Below are 23,077 nucleotides of genomic sequence, written 5' to 3'. Positions count from 1 at the left end.
TATGAAGATCGTCAAAAAGGCTCTGACCTTCGAGGATGTTTTGTTGGTACCGCAATACTCTGAAATTTTACCCAAAGAGGTCGATATCAGCACGAGTTTTACGAAAAATATCACGCTAAATACCCCTCTTGTGAGTGCTGCGATGGATACGGTCACCGAGTACCGCACGGCGATAATGATGGCGCGCCTCGGCGGCATCGGCGTGATCCATAAAAATATGGACGAGGATTCCCAAGCCAAGATGGTTCGCCGCGTAAAAAAGAGTGAAAGCGGCGTCATTATAGACCCTATCTCGATCAAGGCGGACGCCACGATCAAAGACGCTCTCGATCTGATGGGCGAGTACCACATCAGCGGCATTCCTGTTATCGACAACAACGGCGTGCTGATTGGAATTTTGACCAATCGCGATCTGCGCTTTGAAACCGATACCGCCGCGCTCGTAGGCGAAAAGATGACCAAGGCTCCGCTAATTACCGCTCCAAAAGGCTGCACGCTTGATGATGCGGAGAAAATTTTTAGAAACAATAAGGTAGAAAAGCTTCCGATAATCGACGCAAACGGCCACTTAGAGGGACTTATTACGATTAAAGACCTTAAAAAGCGTATCGAATATCCAAGCGCCAATAAAGACAAATTCGGCCGCCTTCGCGTCGCCGCGGCGATTGGCGTAGGTCATCTGCAAAGAGCCGAAGCTCTCGTAAAGGCGGGCGTCGATGCGCTTGTGATGGACTCTGCGCACGGACACTCCAAAGGCATTATCGACACGCTTAAGGAGCTGAAGCGAAATTTTGACGTCGACGTAGTGGTCGGAAACGTCGCAAACCCCGCCAGCATAAAAGACATCGCAAACGCGGGAGCGGACGCGATTAAAGTAGGCATCGGCCCGGGCTCGATCTGCACTACGCGCATCGTAGCGGGCGTGGGCGTGCCGCAGTTTACCGCGATCAACGATTGTGCGATCGAGGCGGCTAAATTTGGAATTCCGATCATCGCAGACGGCGGCATCAAATACTCGGGTGACATCGCCAAAGCTCTAGCCGCGGGCGCAAGCTCGGTGATGATGGGAAGCCTGCTTGCAGGCTGCTACGAGACCCCGGGCGAACTCATTACGTTTCAGGGTCGCCAGTACAAAACCTACCGCGGCATGGGTTCTTTAGCGGCGATGCATAAGGGAAGCTCGGATCGCTACTTTCAAGACGGCACCGCAAAAGAAAAGCTCGTGCCCGAGGGCGTCGAGGGACGCGTGCCGTACGCGGGTATGTTAAAAGACGTGATCTTTCAGCTATTAGGCGGCTTACGAAGCTCGATGGGATACTGCGGCAGCAAGGATATCGCGACCTTTCAGCAAAAGGCGGAATTCGTCGAGATCACGAGCGCAGGTCTTAAAGAAAGCCACGTCCACGACGTCATCATCACGCAGGAAGCGCCGAATTACCGAGTAAATCAGTGATCCTTCAGAGCAAAATTCAAAATTTCGACGAGCCGCTCTATCTGGAGAGCGGCCGCGTCTTTTCCAACTTCAAGCTCGTCTATGAAACATACGGCGAACTAAATCCGGATAAATCCAACGTCATCGTAATCTGCCACGCCCTAACGGGCTCCGCGCACGCCGCAGGGCTCTACGAGGGCGACGTTAAGCCCGGCTGGTGGGACGGGCTCATCGGCGATCATAAAGCGGTCGATACGACAAAATTTTTCGTCATCTGTATAAACATTTTAGCTTCACCGTTCGGCTCGACATGCCCGCTCGATGTCGATGAAAGCAGCGGCCGCGAGTACCGCTTGCGCTTTCCCGTAGTGGTCGTCTCGGACGTCGTGCGCGCGCAGATGATGCTTTTAAAGCGCCTAGGCATCGCTCGCGCTCGCGCCGTTATCGGCGGTAGCCTGGGCGGCATGCAGGCGCTGTGCTACGCGATCGAATATCCGGAATTTGCGGATGAAATTTTCGTACTCGCAAGCACATACGCTACGCAGCCTTGGGCGATCGCGTTTAATAAGATCGCGACCGAGGCCATCTTGCGCGATCCAAATTTCAAAGGCGGCAACTACGATAAAAATCTGATCGCCGAGCACGGACTTGACGGCATGGCGGTGGGGCGCATGGCGGGGCATATAAGTTTTTTAAGCCCAAGCTCGATGCAGGAAAAATTTGGGCGCAACTACGTCGAAACCGACGGTCTTTACGAGATTAACGGGCGCTTTCAGGTCGATCGCTACCTTGAATACAACGGCGAAAATTTCGCGCGCAGGTTCGATCCGCTGTGCTATCTCTACATCGCTAAGATGATGAATATATTTGATTGCACGCGCCACTACGGCAATCTCAAAAACGCTTGCGCGCAGATCAAATCGCGCCTGCACCTCATCTCTTTCAAAGGCGACGTGCTCTTTCCGCCGGGGCTAATGAAAGAAATTTACGATGCGATGAGCGATCTGGGCAAAAAGGATCGCACGAGCTACGCGCAGATCGACAGCGACTACGGACACGACGCGTTTTTGGTCGAGATAGAAAAATTTGATTACATCATAAAAAGGATTTTGGATGAGTTTTGAGGAAAAAATGGAAAAGATTAACGCGCTTTTAAAAAGCTTAAACGATAAAGATCTGAGCCTAGAGGAGAGCGTGAAGCTGTATAAACAGGGCGTCGCGCTGCTAAAGGAGGCAAAGGAAATTTTAGAAAACGCCAAACTCGAGGTTGCCGAAATAAACGCGCCCGAGCAGGCTTAGGAGGCGGCGATGATAAACGTATGCGTTTTGCAACTACCGACGCTTTCGATGAGCGAAAATCGGATTGATTACTATATGAAGGTCGCCAAAGATAACGGCGCGCGGATCGTGCTGCTGGGCGAATATGAGCTAAATTCCTTCTTTAGCGAGCTTAAAAAGATGCCCCGCTCCATCGCGTGCGAACAGAGCGAGCACAAGCAGGAGCTGATGGCGCGGCTGGCCGCCAAATACGACCTGCATATCGTAGCGCCGATAATCAGAGCCGCAAGCGGCGCGATTTTAAGGCAGGCGGGCATTTTCGGCGGCGCAGCTCAAAAAAGCGCGCGCTGCGGCGGCGAAAATTCCGCAAGCCTTAAAAGCGAGCAAGGTCGCAAGGGCGAGCTAAATTCCAAGAGCGATTTAAATTCCAACGATGGTTCAAATTCTAAAGGCGCTTTAAATTCCAAAAACGAGCAGAATTGCAAAGGCGGCTTAAGCTCCTGCGGCGCGCACGCTTTAAATTTCAAAGCCGCAAATTCTGCAGACGGTTTAAATTTAAGCGCTTCGATCCCAAGTAACTCGAACGCTTCAAATTTAAAAGCCGAAAGCCAAAAAGACGCGAGCGAAGAGGAGATCTTTTGCGCGAGCGAAAACGAGCCCATCTGGGTGAAATCCTGCGCGAAATTTTCGCCCTCGGAGGTGAAATTTTACGATCAAAATATCCTGATGGACTATCCGCACTGGAACGAGGAGGGCTTTTTCGCCAACCGCAAAAGCCGCAAAATCGGTAAAATTTCCCCGATGATCTTTAGCGAGGGTGGCGTAAAATTCGGCGTCTGCTTCGGCTACGAGGCGCATTTTGACATATTTTGGCGCTATTTTATGCAGAAAAACGTCGGTTGCGTGCTCGTGCCGTGCGCTTCGACCTTTGAAAGCGGCGGGCGCTGGCGCGAACTTTTGAAGATGCGCGCGTTTACGAACTCGCTCTACGTCATCCGCGCCAACCGCATCGGCGAGGCGAAATTCGGCGAAAGCGAGTTTAAATTTTACGGCGAGAGCTTCGTCGCAACCCCCGGCGGCGAGATCGCAAACGAGCTGAAAAACGAAGAGGGCGTGCTGATGTGCGAAGTGGACGCGGACGAGATCGCTGCAGCGCGCGGGCTGTGGAAATTCCGCAAAAATCTAGTCAGCAGGGGGCTTTTATGAACTACTTTCACAGACAGATCCAGCTTTGGGGCGAGCAGACGCAGCGCGCGCTTTCGGACAAGCGCATCCTAATCATCGGCGCGGGCGGGCTTGGAAGCAGCCTTTCTTACGCTCTGGGCGCAAGCGGCATCGGGCGGATCAGCGTCGTGGATTTCGACACGGTGGCGCTTCACAACATCCACAGGCAAATTTTATTCACTCTCGCAGACGAGGGCAAATTTAAAGCGGATGTTTTTAAAAGCCGTACGGAGGCTCGCTACGACGGAGTGAGCGTGGAGGTGCACAAAAGCCGTGCGGATGAATTTTTCACCAGCGCGACCGCCTCGGGCGAGAAATTTGATCTGATTTTGGATGCGACCGATAATCTCGCTACGCGCGCGCAGATCGATGCCTTTGCTAAGCAAATAGGCGTGCCGTGGGTGTTTGCGTCGGTGGATAGCTGGCAGTGCCAAGTATGCTTCGTGCAGAATGCGGATTTTAAATTTTTCCCGAGTCTAAACGCGACGCCTGCGGGCATAACGGCTGCGATCGTGATGTTTGCGGCAAGCTTTGAGGCAAACCTCGCTCTGCGCTACCTAGCGGGGCTTGAGGTCGAAAAAGACCTGCTTTACTACGCGAACTTTTTTGGCGGCGAACTGGAAGTTAGGAAGATAAAATTGTAGCTTGAGGGGTTAGTTTTCATAAGATTCTTTTATTGCATTTTTTATCTCATCGGATGAGATCTCGTCTATATATTTATCTAGCTTTTTTAAATTATCTTTATACGGCTGATCAAGCTTGCGACCGTCTTTATCTCTGGTATACATATGGATAGATACAGCTTTCATTTCATTTAACTTGCTTGTAAATTTCGTATATTCATAAACATCTTTAAATGTAAAATTTTTATCTTTGCAATATTTGCGATATACCGTCATTATAAGAGAAATTTCACTTTTAGGTATATAATAAGTTGCATCGTAGTTTATTTTATAATAACTATCCAAACTATATATATAGTTTCTATGACAATCATCATATTTTCGTTTTAGAAATTCCGGACTCGGTTGTCCGCCTACGTTATACTGCATAAGCAGCTTTAAAATCGGTTCGTAATTTGGAGTGCCCGGAAATGTATCATACAATGAAAAATCATATTCGGTAATATCAAATCCGTCCGTCGGTTCCGCTTTATCATTTAATATTCCTTCAGGCACGACCTTTTTAATATCGTTTCCGTACCTTAAACCTACCGTAGAGTTTTGAAATTTCCAAATATATGGCTTATAGCCGCTTTCTAATGCCATCTTCGCTATCTCATACATATTCGTATTCGTAAGATATGAAAAGAAATAATTCGGCTCTCCTATACTAATCATAGGATAGTCGGTATCATAAATCAACGTAAAATTTCCGTCATCACTTATTTGTAGGGATTTTATATGATTATAATTCGGCGGAAGCAGTCTATTTCTAACGACTTCCGCCTCTTCAAATTTAACCCCGTTGTCTAAAAGCAGTCTTACCGCTTTGGTAGCATTATTTTCTATCGCATAAGCCATAGCGGATAGTTTGTATTCGTCTTTTTTGTGTATATCCGCACCTAGCTTTATAAGCTCTTGAGTAGTATTTGTATCATCCCAAAAGCTAGAATACATCACGGGCGTTACCCCTCCGTGCATAGTATGATCGACGGTTAGATTGTTATCTTTCATAAATTTTAAAATTTTATCCGTTTGCTTGCTTTTTAAAAGCCTTTTTAGCTCTACGTCTGTGGCAGGTTCTTTAAATACGTTTTTCGGGTTTGAATTATAATCTATATCCCAATGTCTAAATGCAAAACTTTGCATCTCCGCTTCGCTTACATACTTATCAAGACCCGCTTCTTTAGTAGCATCAGAGCCTATCGTAATAGTGTAGTGAGATTGAGATTTATGAAGTCCTACTCTTCCGCTTATGAATAGATACAAAATAAGGCAAGCAAAAACTGCGATGAATTGCAATATGGCTTTTAGATATTTCAAAATTTCCCCTTAGAATTAATTGGGAGGATTATATCTTAAATCAAATTAAACCGAAATTTTACATGGCGGGCGGGTAAAATTTTATATAAATTTAGCCCGCAAGCCTTGAAATTCGAGCAAATTTAGAAGATAAATGCGTATTTAGAATTTTAATAGCTCTATCCCAGATCGCTCAAAAGATCCGCCAAGCTCACGCTTGATAGGGATTTTTTAAAATCATTCTGAATGCGAGCAAAGCGCGGCGCGAGTACCGCCTCGATCTTTCCGCCCACGGGGCAGGCGCTAGGCGAGCCTTTGTGTAGGCGAAACATCGCGTCCTCCTCGCTCACCGCCTCGTAAATGTCTAAAAGCGTGATGAGCCGCGCGTCGCGAGCCAGCGTGATGCCGCCCACGCCCGCGGTCGTGAGCACTAGGGCCGCGTTTTTCAGCTGCGAGATCAGCTTGCGCGCGATGGCGGGGTTTATCCCCGAGCTTGCGGCGACGAAATCGCCCGTGACCTTCTCCTCGCGAAAATACGCGACGCAAAGCATGATGTGAACCGCGAGTGAAAATTTGATACCTACCTGCATTCCGCTCCTTGATTTGGATCTGAGTTTTAGAATTTAAGCGAAATTTTCCTTAAATTCGACCGCTAAATTTCAGATCGCGCTAAAATTTCATCCGCTAGACGATTTTCTTAAAATTCTAATCTTAAATTTAATCGTGTCTAAATTTTATCAGCCAAACGATCTTTATAAAATTCGGATATTAAATTTTAATCGTTCCGAAATTTCATCTGTTAGGCGATTTTTTTAAAATTTAGATATTAATTTTAATCACGCCTAAATTTTATCCGCGACATAGCGAACCGCGCGCCGCCGATACTGATAGCGCGACTATCCCAACCTCGTCGCCGCAACTGCCGCTATCGTCGCTATTACTACATTATCTTTGTCTCCAATTGTCGCTGTCGCTGCTGCCGCTACCAATTCATTATATTTACAGCAGATTGCTATTGCTGCTTGTCGTTACGCTACCATCGCTCATTATCTTTACGCCGTTGTTGCGGGCGCCGCCAACCCGTTCATTATATTCTCGCTGCCGCCCGCTGCGATACGGCTGCTACTAATGCCGCCGTACACGCCGCTGTCGCCTACACCGCCGTTGCAGCCGCTACCGCTGTTCATTACTTCTGATGCCGTTGTCGCAAATACAATCGCCGCTATTATTCAAATACAATCGCTACCGATGTTCTGCAATACAATCGCAGCCGTCATTAGCACCGCAGCGGCGTTGCCGTCTCCGTTAAATTTTAAATTTTAGCTTGAGTTCGGCTCCGCCGCTAAATTTAATTTCAAGCCGTAGCTAGCTCTAAATTTTAATTCAAACATAGGCTCTGTCCTGGCGCTAAATTTTGATTTAAAGCTCTAGCTTACTTTTTCGCTAAATTTTAAATTTGCGTTCGAATTTTACCGTGCTAAACGATTTAAAATTTACGTTAGAATTTTGCCGTGCCGCACGGTTTAAAATTTACGCGTGGCAACGCCCATTATTCGCCGACCGCCGTGAACGGCTTGCCGATAAATTTTTGCGCCTTGATCTCGTCTATTACGGCGAGCGCGAGGTCTGCGTAGCCGATGTAGCTTTTGCCCTTGCCGTTTAGGATCAGCTCGTCGCCTCCTAGGACGTATGAGCCCGTGCGAGCGGCGTTTGCGTCGTATTCCGCGGCGGGAATCACATAGGTCCAGATCAAATCTTTGCTCGCTTTTAGCACCTCGTAGCTCGCCGCAGTCGCCCCCGCTACGCCCATATACTCAGCCGGGAAGCTCGGAGTATCCATCAGGCGCGTCTTGCGTGAAGCGTCTGTGTATAACACGCCCGCGCCGCCGATGACGAAAAGCCTCGTCTGCGTGCCGCTTAGCAGCTCTGCGATGTGCTGCGTCATTTTCGCGTGAAGCGGGAAGGTCTGCGGCGTCCATGTAGCGATCGCGCTGATGACGACGTCAAAGCCCGCCAAATCGGCTTTACTAAGCTCAAAAACGTCCTTATGCACGAGCTTGATGGCGCCGTTTTTATACTCTTTGTTTCGCGCGAAACCCGTTACGTCGTAGCCCTGCTTTAGCGCCTCCGCGACTAGCGCGCTACCTGATTTCCCGTTTGCTCCGATGATTGCTACTTTTTTCATTTTATATCCTTTAAATTTAGATTTTGTTTGCTTGCGCAGCCGCTTATCGCCGCTGCAAGCCAATTTAGTTGCCATCGCGGCTAATGCACTCTCTCATGCGACTGTCTATCGCTGTGGCGGCCGATGCACCCGCTACGCAGGGGCGTCTTGCCGCGCTACGCAGTTTAAAATTTACTCCCGCGCTTTGCCGCGCGCTTGTCTTGCGAAATTTTACAGCCAGCTTGGCTTTACATCGTCGTTTATCACGCCGTCGCCGTTAGTGTACTGCTCCAGGCTTCCGCGTTTAGTCTGGATACAGATAAATTTCATCCCTTGCGCGCCCGCTTTGAAACATCTTTTGCCTGCCGGATCGATACGGATCGCATCGCCCTCCTTGACCGCCTTCTCCTCGCCGTCGATAAAGAGCGCGCCGCCGCCTTTTAGCACCAAGTAAAGCTCCTCGTTTTGCTTGTGCGAATGCACGAACGGCACGCTCGCGTTTGCGGGAAGCTCGTTGATAGAAAGCTCACAGCCGCTCAAGCCTAGAGCTTCTTTTAGCTCGACTCTCGGTTCGCTTTTCGTTGAAACGATCTTGAAGTTTGACATCTTTGTCTCCTTATATTTTTTGTTGTAATGTTATAACTTACAACCGATGAGCGAAGTATAGTCAAATTTTGTTGTAATGTCAAGAGTTACAGCAAAAATTTCAAAAAATTTGACGCGAATTTTAAAATCAGCTAAAATCCGCGCGATTTTAACCGAAGGATTTTTATGCAAAATAGCGCATTTAAGACGCTAACGCTCATAGCAAAGAAAAACTTTAAAAGACTGTTTTTAACGTTTAGTCTAGTTTTGGCGGAAAACGGGCTATTTCTCGCCTATCCCGTACTAGCCGGCATAGCCATAAACGCCATCGTAGCGGGCGATACGATTTTAGCGCTTAGCTACTCGGGCTTAGTGTTTGTCGGCTGGGGACTCGGCTCGATTAGGCGGCGTGTGGATACGCAGGTATTTACTAGGATATATGCAGGACTTGCCGTAAGCGTGATAATGAACGAAAAAAGAGCCGCAAAAGACGAAAGCGTCATAATCGCAAGGGCAAATTTATCTCGCGAATTCGTGGATTTTTTCGAGCAGCACTTTCCCGTATTTTTCACCTCGGTCGTCTCGATTTTCGGCTCGGCGATCATGCTTTTGTTTATCGAGTTCTACGTAGGTTTGGCCGTTTTTGCTCTGCTCGCGGTTTTTGGCATTTTGCTACCAAAATACATCACTAAAAACGACCGCTTGTATCTAAAGCTAAACAACCAGCTGGAGCGCGAAGCAGGACGCATAAGCGTAGGCGACGAAAACACGCTAAATCGCCACTACGACGTACTTTCAAAGCTTCGTATCCGCATTTCAAACAGAGAGGCAATGAGTTTTTTTATCATCGGCGCGAGTGCGGCGGCGATTTTTAGCTTGGCGATATTTTTACTCTCGAGCAATCATGCAAATGCGGGTCACATCTACTCGGTGCTTACCTATCTATGGACATTTGCGATCAGTCTTGATGACGCGCCGAGGCTAGTGGAAGAGTTTAGCAAGTTAAAGACATCGGCAAGCGCGTAAACATCGAGCTAGAGGGCGAAATAGATAAAATTTAGGCGCTTTTTTGGGTATAATTTAACTAAAATTTGTCCAAAAGCGAGGTCAAAATGCACGAAAATCACGCCCACTGCGCGCATTCGCACGCGTCAAACAAGGTCGTTTTGAGAAATTCTTTCCTTATAATATTCGCTTATATGCTAGTCGAGGTCGCGGGCAGCTTCGCGACGAACTCGCTCGCCCTACTCTCCGACGCCGGACACATGCTATCAGACGCCGCAGCACTCGGGCTTTCGCTATTTGCGTTTAAATTCGGCGAACGCAAGGGCAATCTGCAAAATACCTTCGGCTACAGGCGGATCGAAATTTTAGCCGCGACGATAAACGCCGTCATGCTCATCGTCATCGCCGTTTTTATCGTTATCGAAGCGACGCGGCGCCTGCAAAACCCGCCAGAAGTAGCCACCACGGGCATGCTCGCCATCAGCACGCTGGGACTTGTCGTAAATATCGTCGTGGCCTATTATATGCTGCGCGGCGGCGACGTGAGAGAAAACGTCAATATGCGCGGCGCCTATGCGCACGTGCTGGGCGACGCTTTAGGCTCGGTGGGCGCGATCACGGCGGCACTGCTGATGATGTGCTTTGGTTGGGGCTGGGCGGACGCGGCAGCTAGCGTGCTCGTGGCCGCGCTCATCGTAAAAAGCGGCTGGGGCGTGCTAAAAGACAGCCTAAACATCCTCATGGAAGGCTCGCCAAAGGGCGTGTGCCTGGACGGGCTCGTCGCGCAGATCAGGGGCGTAGACGGCGTGCTTTCGGTGCACGACCTGCACGTCTGGAGCATAACAAGCGGCGCAAACGCGCTCACGGCTCACATCGTGGTTAGCGGCGAGCTGAGCGTACGCGAGGCGGAGCAGATCATGGCCGAAATATCGCACGAAATGGAGCATCTGGGCATCACGCACACGACGCTACAACTTGAAAGCAGCGAAAACGAGTGTGGCGGCGAGCTCATCTGCGAAGTAAGATCAAATGCCGCAGGCGTGCATTTGGGGCATAGTCATTAAATTTTTGGATTTAAAATTCCGCTCAATTTAGAATTTAGAATTCCGCTCGGTTTGAAATTTAAAATTTGGCTTGAGTTTTAAATTTTAATTTTGCCCGCGCCGTGGAATTCCGGAATTTTGAATTTCGAGATTTTAAATTTTAAAATTTTACGCTCGTTGTGAATTTTAAATCCTTTCGCGTGGCGGAATTTTAAAATTTCGCCCCGCGGACGCCATTTAAAAATCGGGCGCTGTACGCGCAAAATAGTAGAATTTTACGCAGCAGATCGCTGTATCATTCAAAACGGCGCCTATACGCGTTTGTAGAATTTTAAATTTGACGGAAACGGCAGGCTGGCAAATGCGGTGAAATTTGGCAGAAGCTTGGAATGGTTTAAAATTAGTTAAACGCCTTCCATTTTAATAGCGCTGAAATGACATAACGCGCTACATTTTAATTTAGCCAGCATACCGCGCCTCTAAATTTAAAAATTCAGCACCGCGAATTGAGCTGTAAATAAAACCGTAAATTTAAACTACGCATCAAAATTCTGTCAAATTTCACTCATTATTTTCCTGCCGATTTGAGGCGGTTAAAAGCAAATTTGACGTATAATCTCGCGAAATTTCAGGGAGCCAAGGTGCGCAAAAACATAAAATACCTAATTTACAAGTTCTTTTTGGGTAACGTATTTTTAGCCATTTTTGTGATTTCATTTTACGTTGTTTCGTGGCATATTGAAAATATTTCAAATATCGATGTTATGAGCCTTTTGAAGGGATATTTTTTATTTCCGGGCGATATTCGCCTGCCTTTTACGACGGCGATTCTTGAGCTATTCGCCTTTTACGTCAGCAGCAGTTTGAGCGATTTTTACGTCAAAGAGGTTGATCGCAAGCTAAATTTTATATTTTTCATCGCCTTTGCGACGATAGGAATTTTGGCGCTTACCGCCGTTACTTATATCATAGTATTCGGTTTTATGCTATTCGGTCTGGATCTGGATAAAAAACTAGTAGCAATATTATCCGCCGCGATATTATTCATAGGCACCTATTCTACGGCATTTTCATTTCGCAAAAGTAATTACGAGCTCAGTAAATTTTTACAAATCGTTAGTCTAAAAAGGCGCTGGAATGCCAACGAAACACTATCGTCTATTTTATTGCTTATAGGCGTAATAATATGGCTAAACTTTATCGTTTTTGAATCTAAATAAAGCTAAGCACCCCGTTTAAATTTCGTCCGTCTGCGCTAAATTTCATAAGTGCGAATCGCCCGCACGGCGCGACAAAATTTTAAGCACGAAATATTTTTATCAAAATTTAAACCTACGCATTATAATTGCAGGAATTAAAAAGGACGACAATTGGATATGAAAAAACATATATTAATCGCGATTTTAGGCTTACTTTGCGCCTTTATAGATATTAATTACATAGGTTTTCTTATCGCATTAAATTTGATAGTAGTCTTGGTTTGCGCCGTTTTTCCTTTTATGAAAAAGAATTATATATTTTTCTACTGCTTGTCGTAAATTTAGCTTTGTATTTGAATAATATCTACACCCCTTTTGAAAAGCCAGAGCTTTGGACTTATAGCATACCCGCACTGGCAAATGCAGCGAAATTTATCGAACATACGGAGTGGTTTTAAATTTAGCCAAACGCCTTCTATTTTAATAGCGTGGAAACGACACAACGCGCGCTACATTTTTAAATTTAGCCAAGTGCATCGCGCCGCTAAAATTTAAAATTTCGCGCCGCGAATTGAGCTGTAAATAGAGCCGCAAATTTAAACTACGCATCAAAATTTTGGCTAAATTTCACTCATCAAATTTTCCTGCCGATTTGAGCCTGTTAAAAGCAAATTTGCCGTATAATCTCGCGAAATTTCAGGGAGCCAAGGTGCGCAAAAACATAAAATACCTAATTTACAAGTTTCTTTTAGGCAATGTCTTTTTGGCAGTTTTTTTGATTTCATTTTACGTTGCTTCGTGGCACCTTACAATGCTCTCGGGCCTCGATGTAATAGGTTTTTTGAAGGGCTATTTTTTATTTCCGGGCGATATTCGCCTGCCTTTTACGACGGCGATTCTTGAGCTATTCGCCTTTTACATCAGCAGTAGTTTGAGCGATTTTTACGTCAAAGGTATCGATCGCAAGCTAAATTTCATATTTTTCATCGCATTTGCGACGATAGGTATATTCATCGTAAACATACTATCTTTATTTATGATTTTCGGTACGATCGTATGGCAAAAGTCAAATGCGGCATTTTCAGCAATGTGTCTATTTTTAGGGATAATTTGGACAGCTTGGCTATTCAAGAGCAGCGAATATGAGCTGGGGAAATTTTTGCAAAATTGCAGTAGCAAAAGACACTACAAAATTGACAAAGCACTATTGATAGTACTGCTTATAATCGCGCTCTTAGTAATTATACCGATAATAGCAAAGAGTTTTTAGGTATTAAAGTCGCTACTGTTTTTTGCCAGGCAAACACAAAATTTTGATTAAAATACTATTTCTGCAGCTACAGTACTGTTTTGCTCTACTTTAAAATTTTAAACCAGCCGTAGAATTCGTTCGCTTCTAGGTGCGGATCGCCCGCGCGAGATATAAAAAGCGGCCGTAGCGCGGCATTTGCTCTAAAATTTCCCGCGTTCCTCATCTGCGCGCTGTAAAAAATAAGCGCGTGGCTCGCAAACTGCGCGAACTCGTCAAACGAACTCGCCCCCGCCTCTATCATCGTGATTTTTGCGTCCGCAGGCAGCGAGCGCGAGACCTCCACCTTGCGCCCTGCGACGCCGAAAAGCGGGATGCTCGCATCAAAATCCGAAAGTGCGCGGCGCGAGCGGATCCACACATCGGGTGCGCGCAGCTTTAGATTTCGCGGCGCGGTACACGACGTGTTTATCAGCTTGTCGGTGCTGTTTGTTAAAGTACCAATTTCGCCGAGTTTAGCGACGCGAGTATCTAGCAATGGCTTATCGACGCTGCCCACCAAAGCGCTAATTTCATCAAATTTAGCCGCACGCACGTCCAGCGTCGGTCTATCGGCACGCACGGTCTGCCCGCCCACGCCTACGTAATCGCATACGCTGCGCAGCTCATGCACGAACACACGCTGCTTCTCGCTGCCGATCCGCCCATGCGCCGCGCCGTTTAGCGTGGCGTTGATTTTGATGAAGCAAAAGCCGCTCTCGCGCGCCAGATAAAACGGCTCTGCAAGCTCTTCCGCCGCGGCATGGCAAACGTCAAATTTTATCTCTATGCTCCCGCGGCGTAAAATTTCCGCGCCGCCCGCAGCCTGCGCGTTCGTATCACGCGCGCCGATTACCACGCGCGATAGTCCGAGCTGTGCCAAAAGCTCGGCACAAGACGGGGTCTTGCCGCGATGCGCGCAGGGCTCGAGCGTAACGTAGGCGCAAGCGCCGCGCAAAAGCCCGCCGTGGCGGTTTAAGATGAAATCATAAGCAAAGCTCGGCTGCAAAAGTGCACTTTTTAGAGCCTCTAAGTTTTGAAATTTAACGCCGAATTCGCGGGCATATTCGCAAGCAAAATCCTGCGCAAAATTTACGTCCAGATCGCACAGCGCGGCGAAAACGGCATTTGCCTCGGCATGCAAAAAGCCCGCCTTTTTGTGCGCGCCTATGCCAAGAACCCTGCCGCCCCTATCCAGAAGCACGCAGCCCACGGCGGGGTTGGGTAGCGTCAGAGCCTGATAGCGCCACGCAGCCCGCAGCGCCAAATCCATGTAAAATTCGTCGTTCATAAAATATCCAAAATTTAAATTGTCCTGCTCCGCCGCGATCGCTTAGCCGATTTTGCGGCTAGTCGGCAACCTAGTATGCCCGCAACGGATTACGCCTCGGACGCAACCCGCTTGCCCGCCTACGCTCGCCCGTGCCGTACCGGTTCGCCGACTTGCGTTCCAAATACATTTGCTGCTACAAGCCTCGCTTTAAGCGCAAAATTTATCAGAGTGCAAGCGACGCGCCGTATGTGTAGGAGCAAGATTCCGCGCGGGAACAAAACTGCGAAATCTTACCACAGGTTTTAGAATTTTATCCTAAATCGTAAATTTTGCGGCGTCCGTTTCGCGCGCCAAGAATTTTCGCCTATCGCGCGAACGAGCGTCTACCGATAGCGCGCAAACGCGGATTTTGCGAAGTAAAATTTTAATGGAGTGCTAGGACAAAATCGCAATCGGGCGCGAATATTAAATTTCAAAAGTCGCGGCTTGATTTCAGCTCAAATTCAGGGGGGGGGGGGTAGAATTACACGAATTTTCTTCAAAGGATTAAAATGTCTGAACAACCGACCGTTCAACCCCAATCAAACGTGCTTGGGATACTCTCCATAGTCTTCGCAATTTTAGGGATCTTTTTCCTAGGAATCGTTTTCGTTCCGCTTGCGTTTTTGTGCGCAATCGCCGCGACCTATCAAGCCGTCAAAAAGCAAGCCTCGCTCGTAATAGCGATATTAGCGTGGATCCTTACGATCGTGGGGCTCATGACCTCGCCCGTGCTGCTAGCCACAATCGGCATCTCCGCTTCGTAGCCGCAAATACCCGCACGCTCACCCGGCATATAAAATCTCGCCGGGCAAACAATTATTCGTCGGCGGATAATTAAACTCCTGCCGAGCGCGCGCAAACCTCCGCCCGCAGAGTTTTAAAGCGTAAATTTATGGGCGGAATTTAACCTCTTAAAATTTTGCGGACAAAATTTTAAAGCAAAATTTGACACAGGAATTTTGTAATTTCGCAAGCAGAATTTTAGCGTGAAATTTTACTGCACCCAAAAACAGCGCGTAAATTTTAAATTTAGCCGCTTTCGGGCGCGACGCGAAATTCCAAAACAACGCGCAATCGTCACACAAAACTTATCATTTAGCGGTGCAGTGTGAAATTTCAAAACGGCACGCGCGGCATGGGAATTAAAATTTACGCAGCAGAAATCGCCACGAAGCTTGCTTTTTAGCGGTACGATCTGAAATTTCAAAGCGCCGCCCGGTGGCGTGAAAATTACCTTTTATCGGCGCGACGTAAATTTTAAAACAGGCGAGCGGCGCCGGAATTTTAAAATTTTGCGCCGAGCGCCGCGAGAGATCAAGAGCGGCTAAGAACAGTTAGAAGCCGTAAATTTCAAAAGCGATTTTAAAATTTAAACCTCAAAATTCCAAGCCAAAATTTCAAACCAGCAAATCTTGCGCGGCAAATTTTAAAGCCTCATTCGCAAAATTTCAAAGCTGCGCGCAGAGCTTTAAATCTCCGCCGCTACCACTGCACGTAGGTTCGCGCCTTTTTGATCTCGTCAAGTCGCACGCTTACCTCGCCGCCGTCCGTGCGCAGCCTAAGCACACCGCCTTCGCAGTCTAGCACCTCGCCGCTTAGCTTCTGCCCGTCCGTGCAGCTTAGGCGCACCAGCTCGCCCACGGAGTTTGCGAAATGCTGCGGCTTGCTTAGCTTGCGCTCAAGCCCGGGCGAGCCGACCTCCAGCGTCCACTCGCCTTCAAGCGGCGGCTCCACGTCGTAAATCGGCGAAAGCAGCCGCGATAGTCGCTCGCAGTCGTCTAGGCCCACGCCTCCCGCTTTCGTGATACTGATGCGATAGATCGTTCTGCCGTTTTCGCTCACCGTCTCCACGTCGTAAAGCTGCACGCCGCACTCGCGCGCCAAAGCCTCTAAATCAACCATTTTTGCGCAGCTCCTCCTCTATTTTGTCAAAAAGATCGTCCATTTTGTTTTGATACTCCAAGCGATCGTCAAATTTGAAGTGAAACGCGGGGCAGCGGTACCAGCCCTCCGCCTCGGCGCAGAAGTTTTGCAAATATCTCGCCACGCGGCCGAGCTTTTCGAGCACGAATTCCTGCTCGCGCTCGTCGAAGGCGTTTTTATCCAGATACACGAACGCGTCGTAGCGCCCGCGCTTGCACTCCACGTCGGTGACGCACAACCCGCGCAAAAGCTCGTCCTCAAGGCTTGCGAGCGCTTCGGGGATGAGCTGCTTTAGCACGCTTTGCGTGCGCAGTCTTCTGAGTTCGGTCGGATTCATCTTTACCTCGCTATCTTAAATCGCCGCAGATTGCGCGGCGATGGAATTTTATTGCTCCGCCACGGAGTTTTATCTCGCGTCTTTCAGCGACGCGAAATTTTATTTCGCTTGGGCATGACGATGCGGAATTCTATTCCACTTCGGCGTTGCGAAATATCCGTCCTGCGACGATGCGGTCTGTTTAAATTTGACGCGGCTTGCGATGCGCCGGAGTGTCCATTTAAATCCTGAGCGGTTTGCTGCGCGCAGGTATTGCGGACAGCGACTGCGCCTTTTAAAATTTCGCTTTTAAATTTTAAAAGACGTAAGTTCGGCTTTGAAATTTTACTTTTAAATTTTAGTCCGCGCGCTTTTGCGCTTAAATTTTAAACGCAGATTGCGCGAGAATTTCATGGCTCGCATACAAAAGCTCGTCGCATAATTGCGCCGCTACCGCAGAAATTATTTCCGCACTGAGGCGCAATGCTATTCTGTGCCGTGCTCTGCTCGCCACGGCGCGTTATGTTCGCTGCCGCGCTGCCCGTCTTGGCGCCGCCACAGCGCGCGGCGGCATCCTCTTTGCGCTACGCTCGCTTACTGCGTCGCTATTTACGATATCCGCGCTGCCGTCTTTTGGCAGCGCCGCGATGACACCACGCGCCGTTGCGGTCTCATTTTGCGCCGCCTGCACCGCGCTATTCTCCGCGCTGCTGTTTTTCCCACACTGCGCCGCTTCGAAATTTATCTTAAATTTTAAAAGCGCTTCGATGCCGCGCGAAATCTAAATTTTGCCGCTTTAAAATTCCGACTTTGCGATTAAATTTAAAATTTAAGTCGCACAGAAAATTCGCAACCTATAAGCAGCGTAAATTTAAAATTTGATCGCAAAGACGCACTGCAAGAAAAGTCTAAACATTAAAATTTCAAAACTAGCGCTACGCGGCAGAGCCTCGCGCAGAAACGGACAAAATCTAAAGCTTTGCTCGCGCATTCCGCCACTAAATTTAAAAGGCGAAATTTTACGAGCATAAAATTTCAAAGCGCGATCGAGGCTTAAAATTTAGCCGCAAGCCGTGCAAACGAAGCCAATGCCTACGCGGAATTCCGCGAGCATTAATCGATCGTAGCCTGCTCCTCTTTTTGCTTGTAGCTTTCGATAAAATCGCCCACGCGCATATCGTCGTAGCCCTCGATGCCTACGCCGCACTCTAAGCCTTTGGCGACTTCCTTGGCGTCGTCTTTGAAGCGCTTGAGCGAGCTGACGTTGCCCTCGAAAATGATGACGCCCTCTCTGATGACGCGGATCTTCGCGCCGCGAGCGATGAGCCCGTCGGTAACCATGCAGCCCGCGATCTGCCCGATCTTAGGCACGTTGATGACCTGGCGGATCTCGGCCTGGCCCAAGGCCTCCTCGCTGATGATCGGGCTCATAAGGCCGCCCAAAAGCGCCTTGATATCGTCGATTAGATTGTAGATGACGTTGTAGGTCTTAATCTGCGCGCCGCGCTCCTTGGCAAGCTCTTTGATCTCGCCTGTAGGACGGACGTTGAAGCCCAAGATCACGCAGTTTTCGCTAGCGCTTGCCAAGGCGATGTCGTTTTGCGTGATACCGCCGATGCCGCTGTGGATGATATCGACCTTGACCTCGTCGTTACGAAGCTTCTCAAGGCTTGCTTTGATAGCCTCCAGCGAGCCCGCAACGTCGGCTTTAACGATCACGGGCAGGCTTTTTAGCGAGCCTTCGGCAATCTTGGCGCTTAGCTCGTCGATGGTGACCTTGGTCGATTTGCTAAGCTCTTTTTGGCGCTGATGCTCATAAATTTTACTCGCGTACTCGCGCGCTTCTTTATCGCTTGAAACGCCGATCAGCGTCTCGCCCGCGCCCGGAACCTCGCTAAGGCCTATGATAACGCCGCATTCGCCTGGTAAAATTTGCTTTAGCGCCCTGCCCTTATCGTCGCTAAGCGCGCGCACCTTGCCGTATGCAATGCCCGCTACGACGGTGTCTCCGACGTGCAGGGTGCCGTTTTGCACGATGACAGTAGCAACGGCGCCGCGGCCTTTTTGAAGGGAGCTTTCGATGATGGTTGCCTTAGCCTGCTTGCTAGGATCAGCTTTGAGCTCCAAAAGATCGGCTTGCAAAAGCACGATCTCTAATAAATTTTCAATTCCGTCGCCCGTTTTTGCGGAGATCGGCACGAACTCGTAGCTGCCACCCCACTCGGTAGGCATGATGTCAAGCTCTGCAAGCCCGGTTTTTACGAGATCGGGATTGGCGTTAGGCTTGTCCATCTTATTTATCGCGATGATGATCGGCACGTTTGCGGCCTTGGCGTGCGCTATAGCCTCCTTAGTCTGAGGCTTGACGCCGTCGTCTGCAGCCACTACGATAATTACGATATCGGTAACCTCGGCTCCGCGCGCGCGCATCGAAGTAAAGGCTTCGTGGCCCGGGGTATCTATGAAGGTGATCTTCCTGCCGTTTTTCTCGACCATATACGCGCCTACGTGCTGCGTGATGCCGCCCGCTTCGCCGCTTGCTACGCGCGAGTTTCGGATGTAATCGAGCAGGCTCGTTTTACCGTGATCGACGTGCCCCATGATGGTAATGACAGGCGCTCTAGCGATTAAATTTTCTTCGCCTTCGCTGTCCTCGTAGGCCTTGATGTAATCAAACTCCTGCGCCTCATCGATGATATTTACCTCAATGCCGAATTCGCTTGCTAAAATTTCTATCGCATCCTCGTCCAAAAAGTCGTTTTTCGTCGTCATCATCCCGAGCGCAAATAACTTGCCGATGATTTCGCTAGGCTGCTTTTTAATCTTATCGGCAAACTCGTAAACGCGGATCTCTTTTGGGATATTTACAGAACTTACGATTTCGCTACCCTGCTCGCGAGGGGCTTTTTTATGCTTTTTGCGACCGCCGCGACTTATACCGCCCTCACTGCTAAAAATTTGATTCTGCGAGGCGCGATAAATATTAGGTTGGTTTTTACTTTTGGTGCGGTTTTCGGTCTGAATTGGTTTGACGGTGAAATCGGGCATTACCACGACGTCCTCGTCCTCAATGACGATATCCGCCATCTCGTGATCAGGAATGATGTCGATTTTGAGGGCGTCCTCTTTTTTAGCCGCGGGAGCTTTTTTCTTTTCGATCTTTTTCTTTTTCAAATTTAGTTCGGCATTTGAAAAGATCGCCTCCAAGCTCGCACTTATCTTTTCGCGCCTAGGCTCGGTCCTATCTTGTGCCGCCGGGACTTGAACTTCCTTTTTCTTTTTGACGATGACTAAGCCTCGGCGCTTTTGCAGGCTCTCGTTAGCGATGCTATCGCCGCTGTTTATCTGCACCGGCGCAGGCTTTGAGGCAGCGTTTTGCTTCTCCTCTTTCTCCTGCGGGGCGGAGGAAATTTCTTCTTTTTGATTTTGAGATTTTTCGGTCTTTACCTCGGGCTCTTGCGTACGCGTTTTTTCATCGCTAGGCTCTTTGGCACTCTGCGCGGACTCTTTGGATCCGGAAGCTTTTAAACTTTCCGCCTTTTTAGGACTCTCTTTTTTAGCGGTTTTTTTAGTTTCGCTCTGTTTTTTAGCGGGCTTATTCTCGTCTTCTTGCGCTTTTTCGGAACTTTTTTTCGCAGGCTTTGACTTTTTCCCCGGCAAAATTCCCGTCTGAATATAATCGTAAATAGCGGCAGCTTCCTCTTCGCTTACTTTATTAGACGCGGTTTTTACCTTTTTAAAGCCCATCTCCTGCGCTTTTTCGATTATCTCTTTGCTTGCGTATCCAAGCTCGTCCGCGATATCTTTAATCAGAACACCCATTTAAAACCCTCTCCTTGATATGTCCCAAATCTGCGCTAGACGCAAATTTAGATAGATATTTTGAAATTTTCTCTTTTTGATTTATGCAACCGTCGCAAATATAAAATTGTCTGTTTGAGCTTATATTTTTAAAATTTTGCAAAAAGGCGTGGAGCTCGCGCTTGGCGAAGCGCCCCTTGCAAATAACGCACATCCTAATCGGTTCGCTCATGCGATTATATCTTTATTTTTCTTAGTCAATATTAAAGCCGCCGTTGTCGATATCTAAAATTTCGACGCGGAAGTTTTTAAAATTTTCGCTAAGGCAGGCTTTAAGCTTTGCAGCGTCGGATCTATAGGCTAAATTTAAAAAGCTTGAGCCGCTTCCCGATAGCGAGCTCATAAGCGCGCCGTTTGCATAAGCGATCTCGCGCACCTCAAAAAGCTGCGGAAGCACGCCCATGCGCATCTGCTCGTGCATCTTATCGATACAGGCATAGCGCAAGCTGTCGTAGTCGCGTCGCATAAAGCAAGCACTCAGAAACGCCGCGTGCGAAAGGTTGCTAACGCAATCTTTGATCGAAAAGCTCTTAGGCAGCCTGCCGCGCGATTCGTTCGTAGGCATCGGCGTATCGGGGATAACGACGACCGCTTGCAGATCTTGCGAAATTTCGCATTTTTGCGTGCGAACCGTCTTGCCGTCCACGACGCTACTGACAAAGCCGCCGAGCGTCGCGGGCGCGATATTATCGGGGTGATTTTCATATTCCAGCGCCGTGTTTAAAATTTTAGCGCGATCGATCTCAAAACCGCAAATTTTATAAGCGCTTGCGATAGCGCCTACGATCACGGCTGAGCTGCTGCCCAGCCCGCGCGAAAACGGGATGTTGTTGTGAAAAGCAAATTTAAAATTTATCTCTTGCCTGCCGCCTAGTTTTCTGTAAATTTCATTGAAAATATTCAAAAAAGCGTTGCCCTTCTTAAGCCACGCTCTGTCGCTGCCCTCACCGCTAAGCGATACGCAAAAAAACTTCTGCTCGGTAATCTCTACTTCGTTAAATAGCCCTAGGCTAAGGCCGAGCGCGTCGAAACCGGGACCTAAATTTGCGCTCGTCGCAGGAATTCTTATAATCAAGCTCTCTCCTAAACCGCTTCTATGATGTAATTTGGAAGTATATCATCGCTTTTATTTAAAACCGATAAATCCTGCGGCAAAGACAGCGCGGCGGGAGCGCATTTTTTCATTTTGATTTCGCCGTTCTCATAAACGTAGCTGAAGTTTTTATTCGCTCTGATCGGCCCGAAGCCACTTAGCTCAAAGCCGCTGATCGCGTACAGCGGCACATCAAGAGCTATGCTAAGCGTGCGCAATATCACGTAGCTTACCTTCATGCCCATGAAGCTGCCGGGAGTATTTGCGTAGATGAGCTCTTTGATTTTATAAGTTTTTAAAATTTCGCTAAATTTAGCGACCAGAAATTTATCGGCTTTTTCGCCTTCGGCGCTTGCAAATTCCGCTATCTTGGCGCCGTTTTCATACACGCCGAGTAGGCATGGAGCGCTAAGAGCAGCGATTAGAATTTCAACCTCTTTGATTTTGCGCCCTTAAGCAAAGACTTTTTGATACTCGCGCACGACCTCGGCGGTAAGATCTACTAGCTCGAAATTTTTCGCATCGGCAAGGACCGCCAAAGTGAGCTTATGATTTAGATCGTGGCTTCCCGCGAATGCCGTATAATCGCCCAAAATCGGAGCACCCACGAGCGCAAGATCGCCGATCGCGTCTAAAATTTTATGGCGGACAAACTCATTTTCAAAGCGCAAACCCTCGGGATTTAAAATTTTATTCTCATCGATTACGACGGCGTTTTCCAAGCTGCCGCCTAGAGCTAACCCCATGGAGCGTAGCGCCTGTACATCTTTTAAAAATCCAAAAGTTCTGGCGCGCGAAATTTCTTTAAGATAGGCTTTTTTGCTAAATTCAAAAACATGGTGCTGAGTGCCGATGAGCGGATGGCTAAATTTAATCGTATAATCAAATTTCGGGCTCTTGCTAGGACTTAGCCGTACGAGCTTATCGCCCTCACGAATCTCCACGGCACGCTTGATAATGAGAGCTTTTTTATTAGCGTCGAGCTCTCTTACTCCCGCTTCGTCCAAAAGCATACAAAAGCTCGCGGAGCTTCCGTCCATCACAGGAATTTCATTAGCATCGACGATAATACGGATATTATCGATGCCATAGGCATTAATAGCGCTCATTAGATGCTCTATCGTTGATATATAGCCCTTCTCATTTCCTACGACAGTTGCCATTTGCGTATTTATGACATTTTTCGGCTCGGCTTTAAAACTAACGCCAAGATCGCTTCTATAAAATACGATTCCACTGCCTGCCTCTAAAGGCTCTAACGTAAGTCTGATAGGCTCACCTTTGTGCAGCCCGATGCCGACGTTATGGACTTTCTTAGCTATCGTTGTCTGTCTCATTTCTATCCTCGTTTTCATTAACCCGCGCATTATAGCGAAAATTTTAGAAT

At 48.1% G+C, this 23,077-nt stretch carries 24 protein-coding genes; 10 read left to right on the top strand and 14 right to left on the bottom strand.

All coding sequences use genetic code 11. The features are described from left to right. Position 1 precedes the first annotated feature (1 nt). Genes guaB through CGRAC_RS03345 form a run of 5 tightly spaced genes read left to right on the top strand, consistent with a single transcriptional unit; the run spans position 2 to position 4,578 of the window. Positions 2-1,453, top strand: a complete 1,452-nt coding sequence (guaB, locus tag CGRAC_RS03365; RefSeq protein WP_005872359.1) for an IMP dehydrogenase — start codon at positions 2-4, stop codon at positions 1,451-1,453. Then, positions 1,453-2,556, top strand: a complete 1,104-nt coding sequence (gene metX, locus CGRAC_RS03360) for a homoserine O-acetyltransferase MetX (protein ID WP_407637299.1) — start codon at positions 1,453-1,455, stop codon at positions 2,554-2,556. The genes guaB and metX overlap by 1 nt, the downstream gene beginning before the upstream one ends. After that, complete coding sequence (gene xseB, locus CGRAC_RS03355; RefSeq protein ID WP_005872361.1) at positions 2,546-2,731, top strand: exodeoxyribonuclease VII small subunit; 186 nt, start codon at positions 2,546-2,548, stop codon at positions 2,729-2,731. The genes metX and xseB overlap by 11 nt, the downstream gene beginning before the upstream one ends. Positions 2,732-2,740: 9 nt before the next feature. Then, positions 2,741-3,916, top strand: coding sequence for a carbon-nitrogen hydrolase family protein (locus CGRAC_RS03350; protein ID WP_005872363.1), 1,176 nt, complete (start codon positions 2,741-2,743; stop codon positions 3,914-3,916). Further along, positions 3,913-4,578, top strand: a complete 666-nt coding sequence (locus CGRAC_RS03345; RefSeq protein ID WP_005872365.1) for a HesA/MoeB/ThiF family protein — start codon at positions 3,913-3,915, stop codon at positions 4,576-4,578. The genes CGRAC_RS03350 and CGRAC_RS03345 overlap by 4 nt, the downstream gene beginning before the upstream one ends. A 9-nt stretch (positions 4,579-4,587) precedes the next feature. Here the strand turns inward: CGRAC_RS03345 and CGRAC_RS03340 are convergent, their stop codons facing one another. The 5 genes from CGRAC_RS03340 to CGRAC_RS03325 form a co-directional block, all read right to left on the bottom strand. Then, on the bottom strand, positions 4,588-5,919 hold the full coding sequence (locus CGRAC_RS03340) for an ankyrin repeat domain-containing protein (RefSeq protein ID WP_005872367.1): 1,332 nt from the start codon (positions 5,917-5,919) through the stop codon (positions 4,588-4,590). Positions 5,920-6,077: 158 nt separating this feature from the next. Further along, positions 6,078-6,488 carry an Rrf2 family transcriptional regulator gene (locus tag CGRAC_RS03335; RefSeq protein ID WP_005872369.1) on the bottom strand — a complete coding sequence of 137 codons (411 nt, stop codon included), beginning with the start codon at positions 6,486-6,488 and terminating at the stop codon, positions 6,078-6,080. A 462-nt stretch (positions 6,489-6,950) separates the two neighbouring features. Beyond that, a complete protein-coding gene (locus tag CGRAC_RS12700) occupies positions 6,951-7,085 on the bottom strand; it encodes a hypothetical protein (RefSeq protein ID WP_005872371.1) in 135 nt (44 codons plus the stop codon). A gap of 362 nt (positions 7,086-7,447) precedes the next feature. Beyond that, complete coding sequence (locus CGRAC_RS03330; protein ID WP_040304253.1) at positions 7,448-8,083, bottom strand: NAD(P)-dependent oxidoreductase; 636 nt, start codon at positions 8,081-8,083, stop codon at positions 7,448-7,450. A 210-nt stretch (positions 8,084-8,293) separates the two neighbouring features. Beyond that, positions 8,294-8,668: a cupin domain-containing protein gene (locus tag CGRAC_RS03325; RefSeq protein WP_005872375.1), complete on the bottom strand. Its 375-nt coding sequence runs from the start codon at positions 8,666-8,668 to the stop codon at positions 8,294-8,296. Between the two features lie 165 nt (positions 8,669-8,833). Here CGRAC_RS03325 and CGRAC_RS03320 point away from each other — a divergent pair, with 165 nt between their 5' ends. The 4 genes from CGRAC_RS03320 (at position 8,834) to CGRAC_RS03300 (ending at position 13,164) form a co-directional block, all read left to right on the top strand. Further along, the gene (locus CGRAC_RS03320) at positions 8,834-9,673 is read left to right on the top strand and encodes an ABC transporter six-transmembrane domain-containing protein (protein WP_005872377.1); all 840 of its coding nucleotides are present in this window, start codon (positions 8,834-8,836) and stop codon (positions 9,671-9,673) included. An 86-nt stretch (positions 9,674-9,759) separates the two neighbouring features. Then, complete coding sequence (locus CGRAC_RS03315; RefSeq protein WP_050346363.1) at positions 9,760-10,716, top strand: cation diffusion facilitator family transporter; 957 nt, start codon at positions 9,760-9,762, stop codon at positions 10,714-10,716. Positions 10,717-11,300: 584 nt separating this feature from the next. Next, positions 11,301-11,915 carry a hypothetical protein gene (locus CGRAC_RS03310; RefSeq protein ID WP_005872381.1) on the top strand — a complete coding sequence of 205 codons (615 nt, stop codon included), beginning with the start codon at positions 11,301-11,303 and terminating at the stop codon, positions 11,913-11,915. A 595-nt stretch (positions 11,916-12,510) separates the two neighbouring features. Beyond that, positions 12,511-13,164 (top strand): hypothetical protein, encoded by a 654-nt coding sequence (locus CGRAC_RS03300; RefSeq protein WP_005872386.1) that lies wholly within the window; start codon positions 12,511-12,513, stop codon positions 13,162-13,164. Between the two features lie 85 nt (positions 13,165-13,249). On the opposite strand, the gene ribD is transcribed toward CGRAC_RS03300, so the two are convergent. Beyond that, positions 13,250-14,473 carry a bifunctional diaminohydroxyphosphoribosylaminopyrimidine deaminase/5-amino-6-(5-phosphoribosylamino)uracil reductase RibD gene (ribD, locus tag CGRAC_RS03295; protein ID WP_005872387.1) on the bottom strand — a complete coding sequence of 408 codons (1,224 nt, stop codon included), beginning with the start codon at positions 14,471-14,473 and terminating at the stop codon, positions 13,250-13,252. A gap of 533 nt (positions 14,474-15,006) precedes the next feature. On the opposite strand from ribD, the gene CGRAC_RS03290 reads away from it, so the two are divergent. After that, a complete protein-coding gene (locus tag CGRAC_RS03290; protein WP_069435689.1) occupies positions 15,007-15,261 on the top strand; it encodes a hypothetical protein in 255 nt (84 codons plus the stop codon). A 718-nt stretch (positions 15,262-15,979) separates the two neighbouring features. Here CGRAC_RS03290 and CGRAC_RS03285 read toward each other — a convergent pair. The 8 genes from CGRAC_RS03285 to lpxC all read right to left on the bottom strand — a co-directional run bounded on the left by CGRAC_RS03285 (position 15,980) and on the right by lpxC (position 23,027). After that, on the bottom strand, positions 15,980-16,399 hold the full coding sequence (locus CGRAC_RS03285) for a ribosome maturation factor (RefSeq protein WP_005872390.1): 420 nt from the start codon (positions 16,397-16,399) through the stop codon (positions 15,980-15,982). Next, complete coding sequence (gene rbfA, locus CGRAC_RS03280) at positions 16,392-16,757, bottom strand: 30S ribosome-binding factor RbfA (protein WP_005872391.1); 366 nt, start codon at positions 16,755-16,757, stop codon at positions 16,392-16,394. The genes CGRAC_RS03285 and rbfA overlap by 8 nt, the downstream gene beginning before the upstream one ends. An 850-nt stretch (positions 16,758-17,607) precedes the next feature. Continuing rightward, entirely contained in the window at positions 17,608-17,775 is a 168-nt protein-coding gene (locus tag CGRAC_RS11780) for a hypothetical protein (RefSeq protein WP_005872398.1), read from the bottom strand. A gap of 74 nt (positions 17,776-17,849) precedes the next feature. Beyond that, complete coding sequence (gene infB / locus CGRAC_RS03275) at positions 17,850-20,558, bottom strand: translation initiation factor IF-2 (RefSeq protein ID WP_005872401.1); 2,709 nt, start codon at positions 20,556-20,558, stop codon at positions 17,850-17,852. Then, positions 20,542-20,769: a hypothetical protein gene (locus CGRAC_RS03270; protein ID WP_040304108.1), complete on the bottom strand. Its 228-nt coding sequence runs from the start codon at positions 20,767-20,769 to the stop codon at positions 20,542-20,544. The genes infB and CGRAC_RS03270 overlap by 17 nt, the downstream gene beginning before the upstream one ends. A 21-nt stretch (positions 20,770-20,790) precedes the next feature. Further along, entirely contained in the window at positions 20,791-21,672 is an 882-nt protein-coding gene (thrB, locus tag CGRAC_RS03265; RefSeq protein WP_005872405.1) for a homoserine kinase, read from the bottom strand. An 8-nt stretch (positions 21,673-21,680) separates the two neighbouring features. After that, positions 21,681-22,079, bottom strand: a complete 399-nt coding sequence (locus CGRAC_RS03260; RefSeq protein WP_005872407.1) for a hypothetical protein — start codon at positions 22,077-22,079, stop codon at positions 21,681-21,683. A 63-nt stretch (positions 22,080-22,142) separates the two neighbouring features. Further along, positions 22,143-23,027 (bottom strand): UDP-3-O-acyl-N-acetylglucosamine deacetylase, encoded by an 885-nt coding sequence (gene lpxC, locus CGRAC_RS03255; RefSeq protein ID WP_005872409.1) that lies wholly within the window; start codon positions 23,025-23,027, stop codon positions 22,143-22,145. Positions 23,028-23,077: the final 50 nt, after the last annotated feature.

The sequence above is a fragment of the Campylobacter gracilis genome, from assembly GCF_001190745.1.
GTDB lineage: Bacteria > Campylobacterota > Campylobacteria > Campylobacterales > Campylobacteraceae > Campylobacter_B > Campylobacter_B gracilis.
The sequence above is the reverse complement of the archived record's forward strand: the minus strand, read 5'-3'. Positions and strand labels throughout refer to the sequence as shown.

What these genes read in the sequence shown, in the direction of transcription:
- CGRAC_RS03315 (WP_050346363.1), top strand. Translation starts at nt 9,760, where the DNA reads ATGCACGAAAATCACGCCCACTGCGCGCATTCGCACGCGTCAAACAAG.
- CGRAC_RS03335 (WP_005872369.1), bottom strand. Translation starts at nt 6,488, where the DNA reads ATGCAGGTAGGTATCAAATTTTCACTCGCGGTTCACATCATGCTTTGC.
- CGRAC_RS03325 (WP_005872375.1), bottom strand. Translation starts at nt 8,668, where the DNA reads ATGTCAAACTTCAAGATCGTTTCAACGAAAAGCGAACCGAGAGTCGAG.
- CGRAC_RS03270 (WP_040304108.1), bottom strand. Translation starts at nt 20,769, where the DNA reads ATGAGCGAACCGATTAGGATGTGCGTTATTTGCAAGGGGCGCTTCGCC.
- CGRAC_RS03290 (WP_069435689.1), top strand. Translation starts at nt 15,007, where the DNA reads ATGTCTGAACAACCGACCGTTCAACCCCAATCAAACGTGCTTGGGATA.
- xseB (WP_005872361.1), top strand. Translation starts at nt 2,546, where the DNA reads ATGAGTTTTGAGGAAAAAATGGAAAAGATTAACGCGCTTTTAAAAAGC.
- ribD (WP_005872387.1), bottom strand. Translation starts at nt 14,473, where the DNA reads ATGAACGACGAATTTTACATGGATTTGGCGCTGCGGGCTGCGTGGCGC.
- rbfA (WP_005872391.1), bottom strand. Translation starts at nt 16,757, where the DNA reads ATGAATCCGACCGAACTCAGAAGACTGCGCACGCAAAGCGTGCTAAAG.
- CGRAC_RS03345 (WP_005872365.1), top strand. Translation starts at nt 3,913, where the DNA reads ATGAACTACTTTCACAGACAGATCCAGCTTTGGGGCGAGCAGACGCAG.
- CGRAC_RS03320 (WP_005872377.1), top strand. Translation starts at nt 8,834, where the DNA reads ATGCAAAATAGCGCATTTAAGACGCTAACGCTCATAGCAAAGAAAAAC.
- infB (WP_005872401.1), bottom strand. Translation starts at nt 20,558, where the DNA reads ATGGGTGTTCTGATTAAAGATATCGCGGACGAGCTTGGATACGCAAGC.
- CGRAC_RS12700 (WP_005872371.1), bottom strand. Translation starts at nt 7,085, where the DNA reads ATGAACAGCGGTAGCGGCTGCAACGGCGGTGTAGGCGACAGCGGCGTG.
- CGRAC_RS03285 (WP_005872390.1), bottom strand. Translation starts at nt 16,399, where the DNA reads ATGGTTGATTTAGAGGCTTTGGCGCGCGAGTGCGGCGTGCAGCTTTAC.
- CGRAC_RS03350 (WP_005872363.1), top strand. Translation starts at nt 2,741, where the DNA reads ATGATAAACGTATGCGTTTTGCAACTACCGACGCTTTCGATGAGCGAA.
- CGRAC_RS03330 (WP_040304253.1), bottom strand. Translation starts at nt 8,083, where the DNA reads ATGAAAAAAGTAGCAATCATCGGAGCAAACGGGAAATCAGGTAGCGCG.
- guaB (WP_005872359.1), top strand. Translation starts at nt 2, where the DNA reads ATGAAGATCGTCAAAAAGGCTCTGACCTTCGAGGATGTTTTGTTGGTA.
- lpxC (WP_005872409.1), bottom strand. Translation starts at nt 23,027, where the DNA reads ATGAGACAGACAACGATAGCTAAGAAAGTCCATAACGTCGGCATCGGG.